Source organism: Rhodothermales bacterium (genome assembly GCA_041391505.1).
Lineage (GTDB): Bacteria > Bacteroidota > Rhodothermia > Rhodothermales > JAHQVL01 > JAWKNW01.
This window is the reverse complement of sequence record JAWKNW010000001.1, coordinates 329763-349795: the sequence shown is the minus strand read 5'-3', so window position 1 is coordinate 349795 and position 20033 is coordinate 329763. Positions and strand designations below refer to the sequence as shown.

Sequence of the window (20033 nt, the reverse complement as noted above, 5' to 3'; positions counted from 1 at the left end):
TCTGAAATCACCATGTTTCTACCCGTCGAAGAGCAGCTGGCGCACATCCGCCGCGGGGTGCACGAGATCCTTCCTGAAGCGGCGCTCAAGGAAAAACTCCAGCGGTCCTACGATACCGGAAAACCCCTCATCGTGAAGCTGGGATGCGATCCGAGCCGGCCCGACCTCCATCTCGGGCATTCGGTCGTCCTCCGCAAGCTGCGCCAGTTCCAGGACCTCGGCCACCAGGCGGTCCTCATCGTGGGCGACTTCACCGGCATGATCGGCGACCCGAGCGGTAAGTCGAAGACGCGCCCGCCCCTGTCCCTCGAAGAGACGCGCCAGAACGGGCAGTCCTATTACGAACAGGCATCCAAAATCCTCGACGGCAGCAAGGCCCGCATCCTCTACAACTCGGAATGGCTGGGGCCGATGTCGTTTCGGGACGTGATCCAGCTCGCCGGCAAATACACCGTCGCCCGCATGCTCGAACGGGACGAATTCGAGCGCCGCTACAAGGGCGGAGAGCCGATCGGCGTGCACGAATTTCTCTACCCCCTCGCCCAGGCGCAGGACTCCGTCGCCATCGAATCGGACATCGAGCTGGGCGGCACCGACCAGAAATTCAACCTGCTCGTCGGCCGCGATATCCAGATAGCGAACGGGATGGATGCGCAGGTCTGCATCACGCTGCCCATCCTCGAAGGGACGGACGGCGTCGAGAAGATGTCCAAGTCGCTCGACAACTACATCGGCATCAGCGAGGCGCCCGAGCAGATGTACGGCAAGACCCTCTCGATTCCCGACGAACTCATCTTCCGGTATTTCGAACTGGCGACGGACGTGAAGACGGAGGAGTTGGCCGAACTCAACGCCTACGCCAAGCGCGATCCCCGCAACGCCAAACACGACCTCGCCCTGCGCATAGTCCAGATGTATCACGGCGAGCAGGCGGCGCGTGACGCGCGCGCGCATTTCGAAAAAACGATCATCGCCGGCGGCGTGCCGGACGAGATCGAAACGTTCACGCCGGCCATCGAAAACGGCGCCTCGATCCAGCTGGTCAAGCTCATCGCCGCGGCCGGGATGGCCGCCTCGAACGGAGAGGCACGCCGGCTCATCCAGCAGCAGGCCGTCTCGATCGACGGCGCCCGCGTCGACGACCCGGCGCTCGAGGTCGATCTCGCCGCCGCTGCCCCGTTTGTGCTCAAGGTAGGCAAGCGCCGGTTCGTCCGGGTCGTCTGGAACGGTTGAGCCCATCGCGTTCGGGATACGTCCTCCCGGGCGTCCATGCCTCGCCGTTCGACGTGGTGTGCTAAATATTTAGCAGAAAGACTTGACAGGTGAGGTGCGTCGTGTTATTTTGTGCTAAATAATTAGCAGTGCGTAACCCCTGCGAGGCAGGGGACGTACGCCCAAAACCCTGGCAGAAAACGCGTATGACGACGCCTAACCACGAACACCTGAGCCGCCGTGAACGGCAAATCATGGATGTGATCTATCAGAAGGGGAAGGCGACGGCCGCCGAAGTGATGGATCAGATACCGGACGCGCCCAGCTACTCCGCCGTGCGCGCGCTCATGCGTATCCTCGTTGAAAAAGGGCATCTCTCGTACAACCGGTCCGGCAATCGGTACCTCTACAAACCGACTGTCTCGCGCCAGACGGCCAAGCAGAACGCGCTCCAGCACGTCCTTTCGACCTTTTTCGAGGGATCGGTGTCGCAGGCGATGGTTGCGTTGCTGGATCTGTCGGAGGATTTGCCGGATGACGAACTCGAACGCCTCGCCGCTCTGATCGAAAAAGCCAAAACGGAAGGGAAATAGGTATGGACAGCCCACTTTTTTCGCCGGCCTTCACCCGTGAGGCGTTTGTCGTGCTCATCGATTACGCGCTGAAAGGCGCCCTGATACTCACCGCGACCGGCCTACTGATGTATGCCTTGCGGCAGTCATCCGCGGCGTTGCGACACGCCGTGTGGGGCGTCGCGCTGGCGCTGGTGTTGCTCATTCCCATCGCCCCGCTGGTCGTTCCCGGGCTTCAGGTCGGATTCATCGCGCAGGGGGTGCTCCCGGGTGAGCCTGCCATGACCGCGCTGGAGGTACCGGCGGAGGCGGAGATCGCGTACGTGCCGGCGAATGGAAAGTCGTACTTCGTGTATAACGCCGATGAGACGACGCGGGCGACGATGGATCCGGAGGTAACGGCGTTGCTGGGGAATGAGGTGTCGCCGAATGCGCGCATCGTGCGTCCGCCGGCGGGAGGCAGCGCTTATCTGTATCAGGAGAGAGAAGCGCCGGTCGTGCAGGAGGCGATGGACTTGACGGCCGCGCCGCTGCTCGAATCCCTCCTGTCGTTCGTGCGGTCCGCGGGCTGGACGGACTGGGTGTTGCTGACCTGGCTGGGTGGCATCGTATTTCTTCTGGGCTGGATGCTTTCCGGCATCGTGGGGTTGTTCTGGCTCCGCCAGCGGTCGATGCCGCTCGAGGGCGAGGCGTGGCAGGATCTGGTGGATGAGATCGCGGAACGCTATGCGTTGCGCCGGACGGTGACGCTGATGACGAGCGGCCGGATCGCGATGCCGATGACCTGGGGGCTGTGGCGGCCTGTGGTCCTGTTGCCGGTGGATGCCGAAGACTGGCCGGCGGAGCGCCGGCGCTCGGTGCTGCTCCACGAGATCGCGCACATCGCCCGCTGGGACTATGCGACGCAGACGTTCGCCTACGCGGTCTGCGCGGTGAACTGGTTCAACCCGCTTGTGTGGCGCGCATCGAACCGGATGCGGCTCGAGCAGGAGAAGGCGTGCGACGACCGCGTGCTCTCGCACGGGATGAAGGCAACCGACTATGCGACGCATCTGATGGATCTGGCGCGCACCGTCCGTTCGGCGTTCGTCTCGCCGGCGGCGGCCATGTCCATGGCGCGTCCCTCGCAGCTCGAGGGCCGGGTGGTTTCGATCCTCGATGACCGGCGGGACCGGCAGGCGCCCTCGTGGAAACGGGTAGCCGGTACGGTGGCGGCCGCCATCGCCCTGATCCTCCCACTCGCCGCGATGCAGGTGTGGCAGCCCGAGGTCTATGAAGTGTCGATGGCAGCGGATGCACCGGGCGAGTTCGCCCTGGCCGAAGTGCCGGCCGTAGCCGAGGTGCCGTCCGTTCCGAGGCTGTTTACCCAGCCCGAATCGCTGGCGGACATCGAGGTAGCGCTCTCCCGGCAGCCGGTTGTGGTCTGGAGCGACCCGGACACCACCGACGAGGATCGGCGCGTGGCGCGCCAGAAGGCCATCAAGGCATTGCGCAGCGCGCTGAAGGATGAAAACGTCGATATCCGCCGGGATGCGGTGGTCGCCCTGGCTCAGATCGGTGGGGACGACATGGTCGACGCGTTTTCCGAGGTCGTGCGCAACGACCCGAGCGTCGAAGTGCGCCGGCAGGCCGTGCTCGCGCTGAGCCGGATCGAGGGCGACGCCGCGAATGCCGGACTCACCGCGGCGCTGTCCGATGCCGACCGCGACGTCCGCCGGCAGGCGCTCATGGGGCTCAGCAACCGCAACGTCGCCGGTTCGGTGAGCGTTTTCCGCAAGGCGCTGCAGGACGACGATGCGATCATCCGCGAGACGGCCGTCCGTGCGCTCGGGATGCGCCCGGGTAAGGAGGCCGTCGAGGTCCTGAGCGAGGTGCTGGTCAACGACCGGTCGCGCGATGTGCGGATCGCCGCGGCGCGCAGCCTCGGGGCCATGCGAGACATCCGGGCCGTCGATGCCCTGTCGGACGCGATGGAGGACGAGGACGTCGAAGTGCGGCGCGTGGCGGCGCAGGCGCTGAGTCAACTGAATTACGAGGGGGATGGTCGCCCGACCGTGGTCGGCAAGGCCTTCTGGGGCAGCGTTGGCGCCGGATCGCCGGCCACGCTCACCACTCCATCCGCGGATGTCATCTACAACGCGGCCCGGTTAGATGCCCTTCGAAGCACGATGGACAGCAGCCGCACTTTCGCCTCCCGGCAGCGTGCGGAGATGCTTCAAAACCAGCTGGCCGAGTATCAGGCCCAATCCATCTCCGGTCGTTCGGTGTTCGAAGTCCGCTCCTCGCAGCACGCGCAGGATGTGAAGCGCGATCTGGAGGCGGCGGAGCTGGTCTATCACAATTTGCTGGTTCACCTGACGCAGGAGCAGGATGCCGAAAAGAAGCAGGAAATTAAGAGATCGGTGGAGGAGTTGAGGGCCCGGATCGGCGCATTATCGAATGAGATCGCCAGACTGCAATCGCGCACGGTAATTCGTGGATCGGGCAACGCAGACGCCGTCATCTATCGGGATCAGGTGCAGGAGCTTCAAATTACCGAGTTGATCGGGCTCATCGAACAGAACCCGGCCGGCGTGCAATGCAAGGAGGCGATGGAAAAGCTGGAGGCCCTGAAGGACGTCAACAGCCGCGCGCGGATTGCGGTGGATACGCTCAGCTGCGAGAAAGAATAGCGTCGTAATGCGCGAGCGCCGCCGGCGTGGCGACGATGCGTGTCCCGTTCAAATCTACTTCGTAGAGGGAGGCCTGGCTATCTTGCCGGGCCTTCCACGTTTTTATCTGCTCGGCGATGAATTGCACCGCGCCGTCGTTTGAACGCAGTGCCAGCGTCTGGGCGTCGATCCCCAGCTCCTGCTGCATAAAAACAAGCCAGCTGCCGTCCGTCAGCACGGCGCGGACGTGCCCGTCCTGGACATACAGCTGGCGGATCGTGCCGGAGAGGTCGGGCGCGAGATAGCGTCCGAGACGCGAGGAAGCAATCGGACGCCCCCGCGATTGAAGCGATGCGCGGCGGGCGGCCATCGGGGCTAGCCGGCCAGGACCTGGTTGATGGTATCGAGGAGTTGCTTCTGCGTGAACGGCTTGCTGACGTATCCGTCGAATCCCATGTTGATGAACCGGTTGCGATCCCCGGGCATGGCGTAGGCCGTCAGGGCAATGATCGGCACCTTCGCGTATTCCGGCTGCTGGCGCAGGAGATGCAGGAGGTCGATGCCGGTGCGCTCCTCGCCGAGATGGATATCCATGAGCAGCAGGCTGTACGTGGTATGCGCCGTGAGCTGGATGGCCTCGTCCACCTTGCAGGCGAGTGCAATCTGATAGGAGGACTGCAGAAAATACCTCAGCAGGATCTGGGTATCGACATTGTCCTCGACCACCAGGATGCTCGTTTTCGAGCCGGCTTGTGCACTCATGATATCGGAATCAGAAAAATCTTCAGACGTGGACCGCATGGCTATTGCAAGGTTTGTTTTCATCGTTTCAAACGCAACTGGACGCGCACGGCGCGCGCCAGCAAACCTTCAAATTGATCCGGGCCACTCCCTGTACGCCGCATCGTCGGATACGACGACTGCTCGTATTTGAAGTCGATCGACAGTACGGGCCCCAATCGACGCGAGAAAAGAATATAAAACCGATCGCCGACACCCGCATACTGCGTGACAGAAAAGCGTGAATATACGTCATCCTCGTACGCGAAGGGGGTTGTATCTGCACTTGAGGAGGAGAAGGAAGCCCACCGCGCCACGAGCCGCGTGCGATCGGAGGGCGACCAGCGCACGTCGGAATACAGGAGGAAGCCCTCATGCGCCCGCGAAGCCCCCGGCGTGCGGCTTCGGATGCGTTCACCGCGCACGCCAAGCTGCACCTTCCGGCTATGCGTATACCGCACATCCACCCGAAGCACGCTCCGCCGCTCATCGCTCAGCCCGTCGATCAGGCGCCCGAGGCCATCGACGTGATCGGCACCGGTTTCGCCGCGGGTGGTCCGAAACTGGATATACGATGCCAGAAAGGGGTGAGGGCGATGGCTCAGTCGGACAGAAAACGCCTGTTCGCGCGCCGGCAGGGGCACCGTTGCGCCGACCCAGGGATGGGAAGCCGTGTCGAGATACGTCGACACGTCGAGTGCGGGCGAGAGCGCGATCTGTAGCGCCATGTAGACCCCGCGCTCGTTTTGGGCCATCGTGCCCGAGGCGCGAAACGCGTTGCCCAGGGTCGGCGTGAACGCCGGCGGGTACCGGCGCGCGAGCCAGAGCGCCTCGATACGCGGCGCCAGGCGCACCTGCACGCCGGCGAGCAGTCCGTACGCACTCGCGCCCGTCGTCCCCGCTTCGAGGAATACATTCCCGGACGGCAACGCAAACCGGCCATAGACGCCGGCGCCCCGCTGGATGCGCCCGCGCACGGCGTAGATCTGGTGCAGGGCCGGTCCCGGTTCGAGCGGGAGGGTAAGCCGGCTCTGATAGGCCAGCATCCCGAGCCGGAGGCCTCCGCGCTCGATCATCCAGCGCCCGCCGGCGACGATTTGCCCGGCCGAACCGCGCCGCGCGCGTTCGCCTGCCGTCCGATGCAGCCCGGTCCGGTCGATGCTGCGCAGGGTGGGGCGCAGCGCCTCGTCCACGAACAGCGAATCTACCGAGGCGGACACCGCACGTTGGGAGGCGAAGAGCAGCAGCCGCGTCCCGCCGCCGGGGTGCAGTTCGACGCCGACGCCGCGATAGAACGCGGATTCGCCGGCGCTGCCATAGGGCTTCAGGCCGGACTCCGAGGCGACGGGGTCCCGCGCCGGCGCCGCGCCGGCGAGCGATCGGTAGGGCGGCCCCAGCAACAGGCCGGATCCAGTTTGAACGAGATAATCGCCAAGCACCAGACGGCGCAACGCGCGCGGACCGGCATAGGCCAGGCTTCCCGAGACGTGATCGAAACCGTATTGCCGCGCGCCCGGCGCCCAGCGGAACGCCTCGCCGGCGTCTTTTTCGCCCGCGCCCCGCAGGGATAATGCGCCCCGATCGATCCGGAATCGGGTGTAGACGGCGTCGGGAGAGCCGGCAAACGGGACGCTTCCGGTCTCGGTCGCCCGGTAGCCGCGTCGGAGCGTGAGGTCACGGCTCGCGCGCTGGAGCCACTCGACGCGGATTGGGCCCCGCCAGCGCGTCGGCGCGGGGTCGGGCGATGCGGTCGCGACGAACGGGCGCAAGCGGTCGATGGTGGCGTCATCGAAGCCCGGCACCAGAAGCAGTTCGTCCAGCGAGGTCAGGGCAGGGCCCTTCCGGAGGCGTGCGGCCAGCGCGGTCTGCTGCGCCAGCGAGAGATAGGGGAGCTGGTCGACCTCGTCCGCCCCGGCGCGATGGAGCACGAGGGGCTGTTCGAGGAGGCGTTGCCAGGATAGCAGGAGGTGTTCCGCCTCGGTTTCGTCCGGCGGCAGCGTGGCGAGGAGGGTGTCCCAATCGTCGAACGGCAGCGGGTTCGGCTGGGCGACGGACGCGGCGGGTAGTTGGAAGGAGAGGGAGACGGCCAGCAGCGCCAGGGCGCCGGCCTCGATCGGTGTGCGCATGGAGGTAGCCGGTTGGGGAAGGGGCTACCTCTTCTAGACAGGTTCGCGGGCTCAGGCGTACCGTTCGGCGCGACGATTTTTGATCAGGTGATAGGCTACGGCCGCAAAAAAGGACACAAACCAGACGGCGAAGGTGGCGCCGAAGAGAAAGGTCGGCCGGCTGCCGGGTGTCGTCATAAACGGCTCGAACCGGGCGGCATACCAGGCACCGATGGCATAAAAGAACCAGTAGAGCGACATGATGGCCGCGAAGACGCCGGCCTTGTGGGAGATCGCGTTTTTCGTGCGCGCCATGAGGGATGCCAGGAGGGTGCGGTTCATCGGGTCAGGAGGCTGGGGGGAGCGAGGCGGGTGATGGCTCTAATTAACGAAAGGCGTCCGCCGGCGGGGTAGGTCGGCGTGCGCGACCGTCCGGGACTTTTGGCGCACCCGCACTGCTATTTCGCGCCGCGACGCGTCAGATGAATGGCCAGCGAGGGCGTCCACCCCAGGAGTTCGTGGTGTTCGGCGGCGGCCTCGATGCAAATCCAGGGCGCGCGAACCGCAAATCCGCCGCTGAGCCGCAGCGGGCTCCCGCCGGCGCCCCCTCGAAGCTCCAGCGCTGCCAGCGGACGCCAGGCGACGCCGGCGTGGAGGGCCGAAGCGGTACGCGATGTCATCTTCATCGCGAGCAGGAGTCGCACCGGGCCGTCGCGGGGCGTGTAGGCGATGCCGGCGCTCAGTCGCCTCGGGAGCGGTTCGCCGCGTATCCAGGAGGGCCCGTTGAGGTTCTCGGCGGCGGCGCCGAGACGCAGGGCCGGCCCGATGTCGGCCTGCCAGCCGATGGCGAGCCCGATCGCACGCGCCGCACCATAGCCGTCGATGCCCAGATGGTAGAGGGTGAGCCTGGCGCCGACATCCACCGCGCGCCGCGTCCCGGGAAACAGCGGGCGCGCAACGCCGAGCGACCAGGCCGTTTCCCGATAGACCTTGTCGCCAAACGTTGCGCCACTCGCGGTGACATGCGCGAGGCCCACGGGCATTGCGAACACGCTGCCGCCGGAGCGGAGGGCCGAAAGGCCGTACCCTTCGGAGGCGACGACCGCGGCGTGGACGCCGGCCAGTCCTGCCCAGGCCGCCGGGTTGGCAACGCCCCAGACGTCGCCTGAGAGCGCGGTGGCCGCTCCGCCGAGTGCGGCGCTGGCGGGGCCTTCGCGGAGCGGCTGGCCGGCGACTGGCGAGGCGCTCAGCCACAGGGCAAGGAGGAGGATCAACCCGGCGAAGGAGGGCCGGGTGCAACGAAGGGGCATGCGCGCATACGATCGGTGAGGGTGACGCGTTTATCCTTCAAGACGTTTTTACGTGTGCCGGCGTACCGTGCAACCCGCTAAATGCCCTTTCGGTGCGGAAACAGCACCCTCATTCGCTCGTAACAGCCACGAATCTGATTCGCAAGCCCATCGCAACCGCATGTCGAACGCAGCCCGTCGTGTTTCAACGCGCCTGAACGGCCTCTGGCTGATCCTCGCGCTGTGGGCCCTTGCATCCCCATCCTCCCGCGCGCAAGAGTTCAACTGCCAGGTCAGCGTCTCCATCGCCCAGATCACGGGCTCCGACTTCACCTTTCTGCAAGAGCTGGATGAGCAGATCGAGCTCTACATGAACGAGCGGCCGTTCACGCAGGACCGGTTTCAGGACATCGAGCGCATCGACTGTTTCATGCAGGTCATTTTCGAGGAGGCGATCACGCTGACCAGCTTCCAGGCTCGGCTTGTGTTATCGAGCCGGCGTCCCATTTACGGGGTGCCGCAGGTCTCCACCGTGCTCCAGATCAGCGATGCCAGCTGGCAGTTCAACTACGCCCAGGGCACGCCGCTCACGCACGACCTGGAGCGGTTCGACCCCCTGACGTCGGTGCTCGATTTCTACGCCTACATCATGCTGGGCTACGACTACGACACGTTTTCGGCGTTTGGCGGTACCCCCTATTTCGAGCGCGCGCGACGCATCGCCGCGCTGGCGGAGTCGCAGGGCGCGATCGGCTGGTCGGATCTCGGGGACAACCGGGGCCGGAAAGATTTGATCGAGCAGGTGCTGGACCCCCGGTTCAAGCCGCTACGGCAGGTATACTTCGATTATCACTACGACGGGCTGGACGCCTTCGTCTCCGAGACGGAAGTGGCCCGGTCGAGCATTCTGTCCGCGATCGAAAGCCTCGACGATCTGTACGACGAGATGTCCCGATCGTATGTGTTCGACCTGTTTTTTACGAGCAAGGCAGAAGAAATCGCGGCCGTCTTCGACGACTCACCGCTCAGTTCGCAGGCGTACGATGTGCTGCGGCGCGTCGACCCGGCCAACCTGTCCAAATACGACAAGCTGGTGAATTAGCGCAACCGGAGGGAGGGTGCGAGAGGGGGGACTCGAACCCCCACTCCATGCGGAACTAGATCCTAAGTCTAGCGCGTCTACCAATTCCGCCACTCTCGCAAAAAAAAGCGAAAACTGATATGGCACTAAGCCCTCCGAGGTTCCTTTTGAGACCGTGGAGAACGGCGCGCGCGGGCGCGTCGGATTTGATTTAACATCCCACCATGCATTCGAAGCTATGATCAGAGGAATCAGCGGAGGCACAGCCGTGCTTCTGGGCGTACTGGCGCTGATCGCGATCCCCGCAACAGGGTTCGCCCAGACGCCGCAAACCGACCCGATGAAGGCCGGCCGGTTCGACAACGGCAAGATGTGGACCTTCGACTATCCGCCGGCGGACTACTTCGAGGAGGCCTATGGCTTCGAGGCGACGGACGACTGGTTCGATCGCGCCCGTCTCGGCGCCCTCCGCATCCCCGGGTGCACGGCCTCGTTCGTGAGTTCGACCGGCCTCGTGCTCACCAACCACCACTGCGGGCGAGGCCCCGTGGCGCAGGTGACACAGCCCGGCGAAAACCTGCTCGATGAAGGATTTTATGCGCCGTCCCTCGCGGAAGAGCGGCAGGTGCCCGGCTTTTATGCCGATCAGATGATCGCCATCGCGGATGTGACGGATGACGTGTATGCCGCCCAGGAAGGGATGGAAACCGACGCCGAAAAGGCCGCGGCGCGGGACGAGGCGATCGAGCGCATCAAAGACCGCATCACCACCGAGGCCGGCGGCGCCGACGCCGGCATCGTCGTGGAGATCACGCCGCTTTATCACGGCGGCCGGTACGCGGCGTACACCTTCCACCGCTACACGGATGTCCGGCTCGTCATGACCCCCGAGTTGCAGATGGGCTATTACGGTGGCGACGACGACAACTTTACCTTTCCCCGCTACGCCCTCGACATGACGTTCTTCCGCGTCTACGGCGATACCGGCGAGCCGCTCGAAACCGAGCACTATTTTACCTGGAGCCTCGAAGGTGTGCAGCCCGGCCACCCGGTGTTCGTGATCGGCAACCCCGGAAGCACCAGCCGCCTGGAGACCGTGGCGCAGCTTGCGCTCCGCCGCGACGTGACGGACAAGGATCTGCTTGCGTTTATCACGAGCCGGCTGGGCGCGCTCCAGCGCTATCAGGCGTCGGTGCCCCCGTCCCAGCATGATCCCGCGACGCGCAATCAGATCTTCTCCCTGCTTAACGCCCAGAAAGCCTATACCGGCCAGCAGGCGGCCCTCGCGGACCCGATGATCATCGCCCGGAAGAAGGACGCCGAACGCGCCTTCGCCGCGGCGATCAAGGCGGATCCGGCCCTCGCGGCGGAATACGGCGGCGCCATCGAAGCCATGGCCGCCACGCAGGAACAGCTGCGCGAATTCGCGGCCGAATACGGCGCCTTCTTCGCCCTGACGAGCGGCGCCTACTCGTCGGCGTTGATGCGGCGGGCGGTGACGGCCTATACCTATCTCGAGCGACGCGCCGGCGGGCAGGAGCCGGCGGCGCTGGCCGCCCTCGAAACCCAGTTCAAAGGCATCGCCGACCAGCCCGAGATGCTGGCGCGTGAACTGCTCGCGGCCCGTCTGCAGGATTTCATGACCTACCTCGGCGCCGACGACCCGGCCGTCGCCGGCATCCTCGCGGGCGCCTCGCCGGCCGAGCGCGCGCGCGCGCTCATGCAGGCCTCGGCCCTCGCCACGGCCGATCAGGCCGCGCGGGCCTTCGACGAGGGCACGTTGTCGATGGATGACCCGGCGGTCGCCATGGTCGGGACCTTCGTCCAGCGCTATCGGGATTTCCAGAGCGGGTTCGCCGGCCTCAGCGCCCGGCAAACCGAACTCGCCAGCCAGCTCGGGCGCGCCCGGTTTGCGGTGTACGGCACGGACGTCCCGCCGGACGCCACGTTTTCGCTCCGCATCGCGGACGGTATCGTCGACGGCTATGCCTACAACGGCACCTATGCCTCGCCGTTCACCAGCTTCTACGGCCTCTACGACCACTACTACTCCTACGGCGCCGGCAGCGCGTGGGACCTCCCGCAGCGCTGGCTCAACCCGCCGGCGACGTTCGATATGGGCGTGCCCATGAACTTCGCGTCCACGAACGACATCATCGGGGGCAACTCGGGCTCGCCGGTGCTGAACAAGGACCTGGAGCTGGTCGGACTGATCTTCGACGGCAATATTGAGAGCCTCTCCGGCGAGTTCATCTATCTACCCGAGAAAAACCGCTCGGTCGCCGTCGACGCCCGCGGCATCCTCGAGGCGCTGGATGAGATCTACGATGCGGATCGCATCGTGCTCGAACTGACCGAAGACGAACTCGTCCCCACCGAAGACGAAGCCGACCGCCGGCTGGGAAGCCTTCGTTGACGCGGGCCGCATCCGACGGCCTTCCAAGACATCGATTGTTACGTAGTGCTATGATCCGGATCAGTGATATGAAATCATCCGCGCGGTTCCTCTTCATCGTCTTCGCCTGGGCCCTGGCCGGCGGCTGCGCCACCACGACCAGCGAAATGGCGGTCATCACCGAGCGGCCGAAGGCGCCGACGGAGAACGCGACGCCCAGAAACCAGCCGGCCGCCACGGCGCCGGCGGCTCCCGCCGACACCATCCAGGCGGGCCGGTTCGACGGCGGCAAGATGTGGACGTTCGACAACCCGCCGCTCGCCTATTTCAAGGAAGCCTACGGACTGGAGCTGAGCGACCAGTGGTTCGAAGTCGCCAGCCGCTCCGCCCTCCGCTTTGGCGAAAACTGTTCGGCGTCGTTTGTCTCCCGCCGCGGCCTCGTGATGACGAACCACCACTGCGCCCGGGAGAGCATCACCAAGGTGAGCCGGCCCGGTGAGGCGCTGCTCGATCGCGGGTTTTATGCCCCGTCGCTCCAGGAAGAACGGAAGGTGGAGGGTCTGTATGTCGACCAGCTGCTGATGATCACGGATGTCACCGACAAGGTGACGGACGGCATCCCCGACTATCAGAACGACGAGGAGGAGGCCGATGCGCGCGAGCGTGCGATCGACGCACTGGAGGAACGCATGACACGTGATGTGAAGGGACAGGATACGACCCGTCTCGTCCAGATCGTCTCGCTCTACAACGGCGGGAAATATTCGGCCTATACGTTCAAGCGCTACAGCGATGTGCGCCTCGTCGTCGCGCCCGAACTGCTCATGGGCAAGTTCGGCGGCGACCCGGACAACTTCACCTACCCGCGGTATTCGCTGGATATGTCGTTTTTCCGCGTCTATGCGCCGGACGGGACGCCGATCGAGACCGAGTACTTTTTCCCCTGGAGCACCGCCGGCGTGACAGAGGGCGACCCGGTGTTCGTGGTCGGCAACCCGGGGTCGACGAGCCGGCTCAATACCGTCAGCCAGCTCGAGTACGAGCGTGACTACGACCTGCCGCAGCAGCTTGAAGTCCTGACAACCTTCGCCGGCGTGATGAAAACCTACCTCGACGCGCAGGGCGACACCGAGGAGGACAGCGAACTGCGGAACGCCTACTATTCGCTGTCCAATTCGATCAAGGCGATGGAGGGCCAGCTGGCCGGCCTGCGCGATCCCGTGCTGATGGCCAAAAAGCGCGCCGCCGAGCGTGACTTCCAGCGTGCCGTCGCGGCCGATTCGAAGCTCAACGAAGAATACGGCCGGCTGCTCGATGACCTGCAGGCGGTCCAATCCTCGAAGAAGGCTACCGCGCGTCAGGCCGGCGCGTTGACCTATTACGGCTCCTCCATCGGTTCGCGCATCCTCACGCGCGCCCTGTACGGCTATGCCTATACGCTCCTCAAACAGCGCGGCGCCTCGGCGGAGACGCTGGACGACCTGCAGAAGGATGCCGGCGAACTCAAGGATTACCCGGATGAGGTCGAGCGCGGGCTGATCGTCGCGCGGCTGCATCAGATCGAAAAATACCTCGGACGCAACGACCCGACGCTGCGCGGCATCCTGCAGGGGATGACGCCCGAGGCGCTCGCGGATTCGCTCGTGGCGTCGTCGGCGCTGGCGGACTCCGCCGGCTTCATGGCGATGCTCGATGGGACCTACCTGTCGAGCAAGGACGTCTCAGTGCCAGTCATCAATGCGCTGGCGCCGCTGTATTTCACGCTCGGGCAGCAGATCGGGAGCTTCGGGGACCGCGAGTCCAACCTCAACGCCCAGCTGTCGCGCGCCCGTTTCGAGGTCGCCGGCTTCAACAGCCCGCCCGACGCCACGTTTTCGCTCCGACTGGCCGACGGCGTCGTGAAAAGTTATCCCTATAACGGCACGCGCGCGCCGATCATCACGACCTTCTACGGCGTCTACGACCACTACGTCACCTATGGCCCGAAGTCCGAGTGGGACCTCCCCGAGCGCTGGAAGCGCCGGCCTCCGACGTTCGATCTTTCCACGCCGCTGAATCTGGTTTCGACCAACGACATCACCGGCGGAAATTCGGGATCGCCGCTGCTCAACAAGAATCTTGAGGTGGTGGGGTTGATCTTCGACGGCAACATCGAGTCGCTGCCGAACGAGTACGTGTTCAGCGATGACACGGCGCGGGCGATTTCGGTCGACGCGCGCGGCATCATCGAGGCGCTCGACGAGATGTACGACGCCGACCGGATCGTCCTCGAACTGACCGCCGGCCAAATGGCCGCGACCGAGCAGGAAGCCGACGCCATCAGGGCGCAGTAGGGCCGGTCCACAACGATACCCGTGGAATTTGAACTGGGGCCCCGGGCGCAGAAGCGCTCGGGGCTTTTTTGTGCTCGGCCCGGTCGCTCTGCGGCATCGTGAGACGGACAAAGGGCCCCAAGCGCGCAAAATGAAGCCCCGGGGTTCGGTAACGGTTGCATCCTTCGGACGGGAATCCTACATAGAGGCGTCGCAGGGGGCGGAATCGGCGCCTCGCGGGACGACCGACGTCAATAACACGGAGCGTACGACCATGGATCTGACAAGACGGGATTTCGCAAAATGGGCACTCGCCGGAGCGGCCGGACTGAGCGGGCTGGGGCCCTTCGCCGGCTACGGCGCGGATGCCTGGGCCGCCGCGCCGGCCGGGCCGAACCGGTCGCTCATCCACGGCGTCCAGTTCGGGGTCCAGCCGTTCTGCTACCACGATCTCGTGATGAACCGCGAAAACCGCCCGGAGCTGGTCCGGCGGATGGTCCAGAACGGGTTCGGCATGGTGGAACTGCATGCCACCTGGTGCGAGCCCCGCTTCAACGCGCCCGGCGTTTCCCCCGCCGAGGCGCGCGAAAAACAGCGCGAATGGCGGGTGAATGCGCCGGCGGAGTACTACCAGGCCATACGGAAAGAATTCGACGACGCCGGCATCGAGATCTTCACCTATTACGTGAATATGGATGTGTCCTACCAGAATGTGTTTATCGACTACACCGACGAGGAAGTCGATGCCACATTCCGGGCTGCGAAAATCCTCGGCGCGAGAGGGTGCATCGGATCCCAGGGACTGAAGGCCACGCGGCGGCTGGCGTCGTTTCCAAGCAAATACGGCATGTTCATGTCCGTGCATAACCACGCCAACCTGTCGGACCCCGACGCCATCAACAACGAGGAGAGCTTCATCAAGGCCTTTTCGTACTCGCCGGATATCATGGCCACGTTCGATACGCGGCACTACACGGCGGCCAATGGGGATTGTATCGCGTTTCTGGAAAAGCACCACGAGCGCGTGCGGAACGTCCATCTCGGCGATCGGAGAAAGAACCAGGGACGCAGCGCGCCCTTTGGCCAGGGGGATGCGCCGATCATCGAGATCCTGCGGTTGATCAGGGACAACGCCTGGCCCATCGTCGTGATGCTCGAATTCGAGCATGGGACGCTGCGGACCGGTCTCGAGGAGACCCAGCTGATGTTCGACTACTGCAAACGGGCCCTCGCCTGACCTTCCACCCGATTCGAAGAGGACAGATGATCATGCGATCCTTTTTTACGGCATCCCTGCTGCTCGCCAGCGCCTTGCTCGGCGCGGATGCGCTGCAGGCGCAATCCCGGACCGGTTACGATCAGGCCTATATCGGCGACCCGCTGCCGGACCCCCTGATGCAGCATAACAAGGAGACCTTCGTGCTCTACGGCTGCGCGTATTGCCACGGCCTGTACCTCAAGCCGGTCGGCGAGGCCGCCGACCTGCGGATTTCGCCCGTCGTGGGCGCCGACGTCGATGCGAACCTGATCAGTCCGATCCTCCGCAACGGCATCCCGCAAACGCCCAAGTCCTCCCCGATGCCCCAGTTCTCGGATCTGAGCGAAAGCGAGATCCGGGCGATCGCGGCCTACATCCATTACGCGCGCGCCGAGGTGCGCTATCGGGATCTCATGGCCGCGCCGGCTTCGGCCGGCGACGCCTCGGCGGGCCGGATGTACGTGGAGCAGAACTGCGCCTCGTGCCACACCGTGCGCGGCGATCTGGCAGGGATCGGTGGGAAATACGACGCGGCGTCGCTGCGCAAACAGGTTCTGCAGCCGGCGCGTTTCGAGGGCGCGGCATCCTTCGCCATGGAAAGCCGCCAGAATAGCGTGTTGAAGGATGGACGAGCAAAGCACCAGGCCCTGCTCGAGAACTACGCCGAGCCGGATGTCTCGAATGTAGTCGCCTTCCTCCGCACGTTGAAATAAGACGCCTTCCGGCCGGCCGGCGACCGCCTCTCCTTCGGTGCGCTACGACTTCTGGCGCGTTTCCCACTCCTCGAACTTCTTGAGTTCGGGGCGGAGCGACTGATAGAGCAGGGCGATGAGCGCGGCGTCGTCCAGATACCCGATGCCGGGGATCAGGTCGACGATCAGGTCCATCGGGTTGATGAAATAGAGGAGCCCCGCGATGACGAGTACCAGCGGGGTTTTGGAGAAGTCGGTGTAGTCCTGCCGCAGCCAGCGGTACAGGAGCCGGGATAACGAGCCCAGTTCGCGCCGGAAGCGGGGGAGCAGCGCCGGCGTCTTGCCGGCCTTGTCGACCGCCTTTCGCAGCAGATCCCAGATACGCATCCGCCGCCCGAGCAGGCGCTGGGCCGACCCGATGCTACGGCGCAGGAAGGGCTTGAAGGGCGCCAGCATGGCGCGCGAAACGGGCTTGGGGGACGACGCCTCGCCGGCTGGACGACGACGCGCGCTCAGCCAGGTCCAGGGCCGTTTTCGCCGCGCTTGAGAAGGTGTTTCCTGCATCGTATCCTTGGGGCACTTCGTCGGTGGCGTAAGGTCACCGTGAGTAAGCCCACACATGCGCGTTGTTCCTTTCGTAACCGCTTAGATGCCGGCGCCGACACGGGGTACGCCCGCATTCCGCGATCATTCGCCGCACAGGACTCTTTCGCTCGATGAAATCCAATCCGTTCCGCAGTTTCTGGCTCATCCTGGTCCTCGTTGCGCTGTGCGCCGCGCCGCCGGCGGAGGCCCAGCGCCGCTCGAGCCGCGCCGCCGAAGCAAACGTGCATGCGCCCACGCCGGCCGGCGAGCGGCTTGCTGCGCGCGATGCCCGTCAGGCGCTGGAGGCGTCGTCCCTCGTGAACAACGTCGCCTTCCGGAATATCGGGCCGACCGTGATGAGCGGGCGCGTGGTCGACCTCGACGTCGATCCATCCGACGGCACCCGGTTCTACGTCGCCTACGCCTCGGGCGGACTCTGGCGGACGGACAACAACGGCGCGTCGTTTGAGCCGCTGTTCGACGATCAGCCGACCATGACGATCGGTGACATCGCGGTGGACTGGCAGCGGGGCGTCATCTGGGTGGGTACGGGCGAAAAAAATGCGAGCCGGTCTTCCTATGCCGGCACGGGGATCTACCGCAGCGACGACGGCGGCAAGACCTGGACACATCGCGGCCTCGCAGAAACCCATCGTATCGGGCGGATCGTGCTGCATCCCACAGACCCCAATACCCTCTGGGTGGCGGCGTCGGGGCACCTCTATTCTCCCAACGCCGAGCGGGGCGTGTATCGCTCCGATGACGGCGGCGCGACGTGGACGAGGACGCTGTTTATCGACGACACGACGGGGGCCATCGATCTGGCTGTCGATCCCGGCAATCCCGAGGTGCTCTATGCGGCCATGTGGCACCGCACGCGGTCGGCCTGGGATTTTGTCGAGGGCGGTGCGACATCGGGCATCTACAAAAGCATCGACGGCGGAAAGACGTGGACGCTCGCATCCGGTGCGGGCAGCGGCTTCCCGGGCGGAGAGGGCATCGGGCGGATCGGTCTGGCCGTCTATCCCGACAACCCGCGCATTGTCTATGCCGTGGTCGACAACCAGACCCGCCGGCCGGCGGATGAAGAGGCCGAGGCGGAAGCGGAAGCCGGCCTCACGCGAGATGCGCTGCGCGACATGAGCCGCGACGCGTTCCTCGAACTCGAAGCGGATTCGGTCGACGCCTACCTGCGTGACAACGGCTTTCCGGAGCGCTATACCGGCGAAAGCGTCCTGGAGGAGGTCCGGGACGGCGTCTACCTGCCTCGCGCGCTCGTCGAGTATCTGGAGGATGCGAACGCGCAGCTGTTCGATACCGACGTCACCGGCGCCGAGGTATACCGGTCGGATGACGCCGGCGCCTCCTGGCGGCGCACGCATGACGCCTACATCGACGACCTGTTTTATACGTACGGCTATTATTTTGGCGAAATACGCGTCGCGCCGCACGATGCCGACCGCATCTACGTGCTGGGCGTCCCGCTGATCGCCTCGTCGGATGGCGGCAAGACGTTCGAGGCGATCCACGGCGACAACGTCCATTCCGACCATCAGGCGCTCTGGGTGAGTCCGACGCGCCCCGGCCATCTCCTCAATGGCAACGACGGCGGCGTCAATATCTCGTTCGACGACGGCAAGAACTGGGTGAACGCCAACACGCCGGCGGTGGGGCAATTTTATGCGATTACGGTCGACGACGCCAGACCCTACAACGTGTATGGCGGTCTGCAGGATAACGGCGTGTGGGTCGGCCCGAGTACCTACGAGGCCAGCTTGCGGTGGCGGATGCGGGGCGAATATCCGTACAAATCGCTGCTCGGCGGCGACGGGATGCAGGTCCAGGTAGACACCCGCACGAACGACATCGTGTATACCGGCTCGCAGTTCGGTTTCTATTCGCGCATCGAACGCAGCACGGGGAAACGCGCGCGGCTGCGTCCGACGCATGTGCTGGGTGAGCGGCCGCTGCGGTTCAACTGGCAGACACCCATCCTGCTGAGCCGGCATAACCAGGATATCCTGTACATGGGGTCGAACAAATTGCATCGCTCGCTCAACCAGGGGGACGACTGGACGACCATTTCGGGGGATCTGACCCTGGGCGGCAAACCGGGCGACGTGCCCTACGGGACGCTCACCACGATCGACGAGTCGCCGCTCCAGTTCGGCCTGTTGTATACCGGCAGCGACGACGGGCTCGTCTATCGATCGCCCGACGGCGGCGTCACGTGGACGCGGATCTCGGACGGGCTGCCGCAAGGCCTGTGGGTCAGCCGCGTCGAGGCCTCGCATCACGACAAGAACCGCGTGTATGTCTCGCTGAACGGGTATCGCTATGACGATTTCACCCCGTACGTCTACCGCTCCGACGACGCCGGCGCGACCTGGCGGCGGCTCGGTTCCGCGCTGCCCGCCGAGGCCGTGAACGTGGTGCTGGAAGACGCCGTCAATCCCGACCTCCTCTACGTAGGCACCGATCACAGCCTGTACGTGAGCCTGGATGGCGGTGCGACGTTTATGGCAATGAACCGCGGGATCCCGCATGCGCCGGTCCACGACCTGGCCGTGCAGGAGCGGGAGCAGGAGCTGGTGGTGGGTACGCACGGGCGTTCGCTCTACGTGGGCAGCCTGGCGCACATCCGCCAACTCAGAGAGCCGTTATTGGAAGAAGAGGTGCATCTATTTGCCGTGGAGGGGGTGACCGCGTCGGATCGGTGGGGCCAATCGTTTTCCATGTGGAGTGAGCCGAGCGAGCCTGAGATACGGCTGGGCTATTACAGCCGCGAGGCCGGCCCGGCGACGATCCGCATCCTGGGCGAGGCGGACGAGGAGCTGGCCGTACTGCGGGACGAGGCGGAAGCCGGGCTGAACTATCCGGTATACGACGCCTCGATTGCGCCTGAAACCGTCGAGCGATGGGCGCGGGAAGCGCCATCGGAAGGGGAGGAACGGCCCACGGCCTCGGACAACGGGAAGACGTATCTTCCTGCGGGCACGTATACGGTGGAGGTCGCGCGCGCCGGCGCGACCGCTCGGGGATCGCTGAAGATTGCCGCGCCGAACGCCCGGACATCGGGGCGTTAGGCGCCGACGCCGGCA

14 protein-coding genes, 1 tRNA gene and 1 pseudogene are annotated in these 20033 nt (G+C 65.0%); 9 read left to right on the top strand and 7 right to left on the bottom strand.

Annotated elements, in window-relative coordinates; translation table 11 throughout:
* The first annotated feature begins 12 nt into the window (after positions 1-12).
* The 3 genes from tyrS to R2834_01395 all read left to right on the top strand — a co-directional run bounded on the left by tyrS (position 13) and on the right by R2834_01395 (position 4456).
* Positions 13-1233 (top strand): tyrosine--tRNA ligase, encoded by a 1221-nt coding sequence (gene tyrS, locus R2834_01405; protein MEZ4698957.1) that lies wholly within the window; start codon positions 13-15, stop codon positions 1231-1233.
* A gap of 185 nt (positions 1234-1418) precedes the next feature.
* Complete coding sequence (locus R2834_01400) at positions 1419-1805, top strand: BlaI/MecI/CopY family transcriptional regulator (GenBank protein MEZ4698956.1); 387 nt, start codon at positions 1419-1421, stop codon at positions 1803-1805.
* 2 nt (positions 1806-1807) lie between these two features.
* Positions 1808-4456 carry a M56 family metallopeptidase gene (locus tag R2834_01395; GenBank protein ID MEZ4698955.1) on the top strand — a complete coding sequence of 883 codons (2649 nt, stop codon included), beginning with the start codon at positions 1808-1810 and terminating at the stop codon, positions 4454-4456.
* Here the strand turns inward: R2834_01395 and R2834_01390 are convergent.
* The 5 genes from R2834_01390 to R2834_01370 all read right to left on the bottom strand — a co-directional run bounded on the left by R2834_01390 (position 4437) and on the right by R2834_01370 (position 8630).
* Positions 4437-4805, bottom strand: a complete 369-nt coding sequence (locus R2834_01390; GenBank protein MEZ4698954.1) for a hypothetical protein — start codon at positions 4803-4805, stop codon at positions 4437-4439. The genes R2834_01395 and R2834_01390 overlap by 20 nt on opposite strands.
* Positions 4806-4810: 5 nt before the next feature.
* Positions 4811-5197, bottom strand: coding sequence for a response regulator (locus R2834_01385; protein MEZ4698953.1), 387 nt, complete (start codon positions 5195-5197; stop codon positions 4811-4813).
* A gap of 59 nt (positions 5198-5256) precedes the next feature.
* Positions 5257-7341, bottom strand: a complete 2085-nt coding sequence (locus R2834_01380) for a hypothetical protein (protein ID MEZ4698952.1) — start codon at positions 7339-7341, stop codon at positions 5257-5259.
* A gap of 51 nt (positions 7342-7392) precedes the next feature.
* A complete protein-coding gene (locus R2834_01375) occupies positions 7393-7662 on the bottom strand; it encodes a hypothetical protein (protein ID MEZ4698951.1) in 270 nt (89 codons plus the stop codon).
* A gap of 116 nt (positions 7663-7778) precedes the next feature.
* Positions 7779-8630, bottom strand: a complete 852-nt coding sequence (locus R2834_01370) for a hypothetical protein (protein ID MEZ4698950.1) — start codon at positions 8628-8630, stop codon at positions 7779-7781.
* A gap of 160 nt (positions 8631-8790) precedes the next feature.
* On the opposite strand from R2834_01370, the gene R2834_01365 reads away from it, so the two are divergent.
* Entirely contained in the window at positions 8791-9711 is a 921-nt protein-coding gene (locus R2834_01365) for a DUF4835 family protein (GenBank protein ID MEZ4698949.1), read from the top strand.
* A gap of 17 nt (positions 9712-9728) precedes the next feature.
* On the opposite strand, the gene R2834_01360 is transcribed toward R2834_01365, so the two are convergent.
* A tRNA-Leu gene (locus R2834_01360) sits at positions 9729-9810 on the bottom strand.
* 148 nt (positions 9811-9958) lie between these two features.
* Between R2834_01360 and R2834_01355 the strand changes: the two genes are divergently transcribed.
* The 4 genes from R2834_01355 (at position 9959) to R2834_01340 (ending at position 16368) form a co-directional block, all read left to right on the top strand.
* Positions 9959-12106 carry a S46 family peptidase gene (locus R2834_01355; GenBank protein MEZ4698948.1) on the top strand — a complete coding sequence of 716 codons (2148 nt, stop codon included), beginning with the start codon at positions 9959-9961 and terminating at the stop codon, positions 12104-12106.
* 68 nt (positions 12107-12174) lie between these two features.
* On the top strand, positions 12175-14418 hold the full coding sequence (locus tag R2834_01350) for a S46 family peptidase (protein MEZ4698947.1): 2244 nt from the start codon (positions 12175-12177) through the stop codon (positions 14416-14418).
* Positions 14419-14671: 253 nt separating this feature from the next.
* A complete protein-coding gene (locus R2834_01345) occupies positions 14672-15634 on the top strand; it encodes a TIM barrel protein (GenBank protein MEZ4698946.1) in 963 nt (320 codons plus the stop codon).
* A 32-nt stretch (positions 15635-15666) separates the two neighbouring features.
* A complete protein-coding gene (locus R2834_01340; GenBank protein ID MEZ4698945.1) occupies positions 15667-16368 on the top strand; it encodes a c-type cytochrome in 702 nt (233 codons plus the stop codon).
* Positions 16369-16482: 114 nt separating this feature from the next.
* Here the strand turns inward: R2834_01340 and R2834_01335 are convergent.
* Positions 16483-16575: pseudogene (locus R2834_01335) on the bottom strand (DUF1232 domain-containing protein).
* 488 nt (positions 16576-17063) lie between these two features.
* On the opposite strand from R2834_01335, the gene R2834_01330 reads away from it, so the two are divergent.
* Positions 17064-20018 carry a glycosyl hydrolase gene (locus R2834_01330; protein ID MEZ4698944.1) on the top strand — a complete coding sequence of 985 codons (2955 nt, stop codon included), beginning with the start codon at positions 17064-17066 and terminating at the stop codon, positions 20016-20018.
* Positions 20019-20033: the final 15 nt, after the last annotated feature.

What these genes read in the sequence shown, in the direction of transcription:
- tyrS (MEZ4698957.1), top strand. Translation starts at nt 13, where the DNA reads ATGTTTCTACCCGTCGAAGAGCAGCTGGCGCACATCCGCCGCGGGGTG.
- R2834_01400 (MEZ4698956.1), top strand. Translation starts at nt 1,419, where the DNA reads ATGACGACGCCTAACCACGAACACCTGAGCCGCCGTGAACGGCAAATC.
- R2834_01395 (MEZ4698955.1), top strand. Translation starts at nt 1,808, where the DNA reads ATGGACAGCCCACTTTTTTCGCCGGCCTTCACCCGTGAGGCGTTTGTC.
- R2834_01390 (MEZ4698954.1), bottom strand. Translation starts at nt 4,805, where the DNA reads ATGGCCGCCCGCCGCGCATCGCTTCAATCGCGGGGGCGTCCGATTGCT.
- R2834_01385 (MEZ4698953.1), bottom strand. Translation starts at nt 5,197, where the DNA reads ATGAGTGCACAAGCCGGCTCGAAAACGAGCATCCTGGTGGTCGAGGAC.
- R2834_01380 (MEZ4698952.1), bottom strand. Translation starts at nt 7,341, where the DNA reads ATGCGCACACCGATCGAGGCCGGCGCCCTGGCGCTGCTGGCCGTCTCC.
- R2834_01375 (MEZ4698951.1), bottom strand. Translation starts at nt 7,662, where the DNA reads ATGAACCGCACCCTCCTGGCATCCCTCATGGCGCGCACGAAAAACGCG.
- R2834_01370 (MEZ4698950.1), bottom strand. Translation starts at nt 8,630, where the DNA reads ATGCCCCTTCGTTGCACCCGGCCCTCCTTCGCCGGGTTGATCCTCCTC.
- R2834_01365 (MEZ4698949.1), top strand. Translation starts at nt 8,791, where the DNA reads ATGTCGAACGCAGCCCGTCGTGTTTCAACGCGCCTGAACGGCCTCTGG.
- R2834_01350 (MEZ4698947.1), top strand. Translation starts at nt 12,175, where the DNA reads ATGAAATCATCCGCGCGGTTCCTCTTCATCGTCTTCGCCTGGGCCCTG.
- R2834_01345 (MEZ4698946.1), top strand. Translation starts at nt 14,672, where the DNA reads ATGGATCTGACAAGACGGGATTTCGCAAAATGGGCACTCGCCGGAGCG.
- R2834_01340 (MEZ4698945.1), top strand. Translation starts at nt 15,667, where the DNA reads ATGCGATCCTTTTTTACGGCATCCCTGCTGCTCGCCAGCGCCTTGCTC.
- R2834_01330 (MEZ4698944.1), top strand. Translation starts at nt 17,064, where the DNA reads ATGAAATCCAATCCGTTCCGCAGTTTCTGGCTCATCCTGGTCCTCGTT.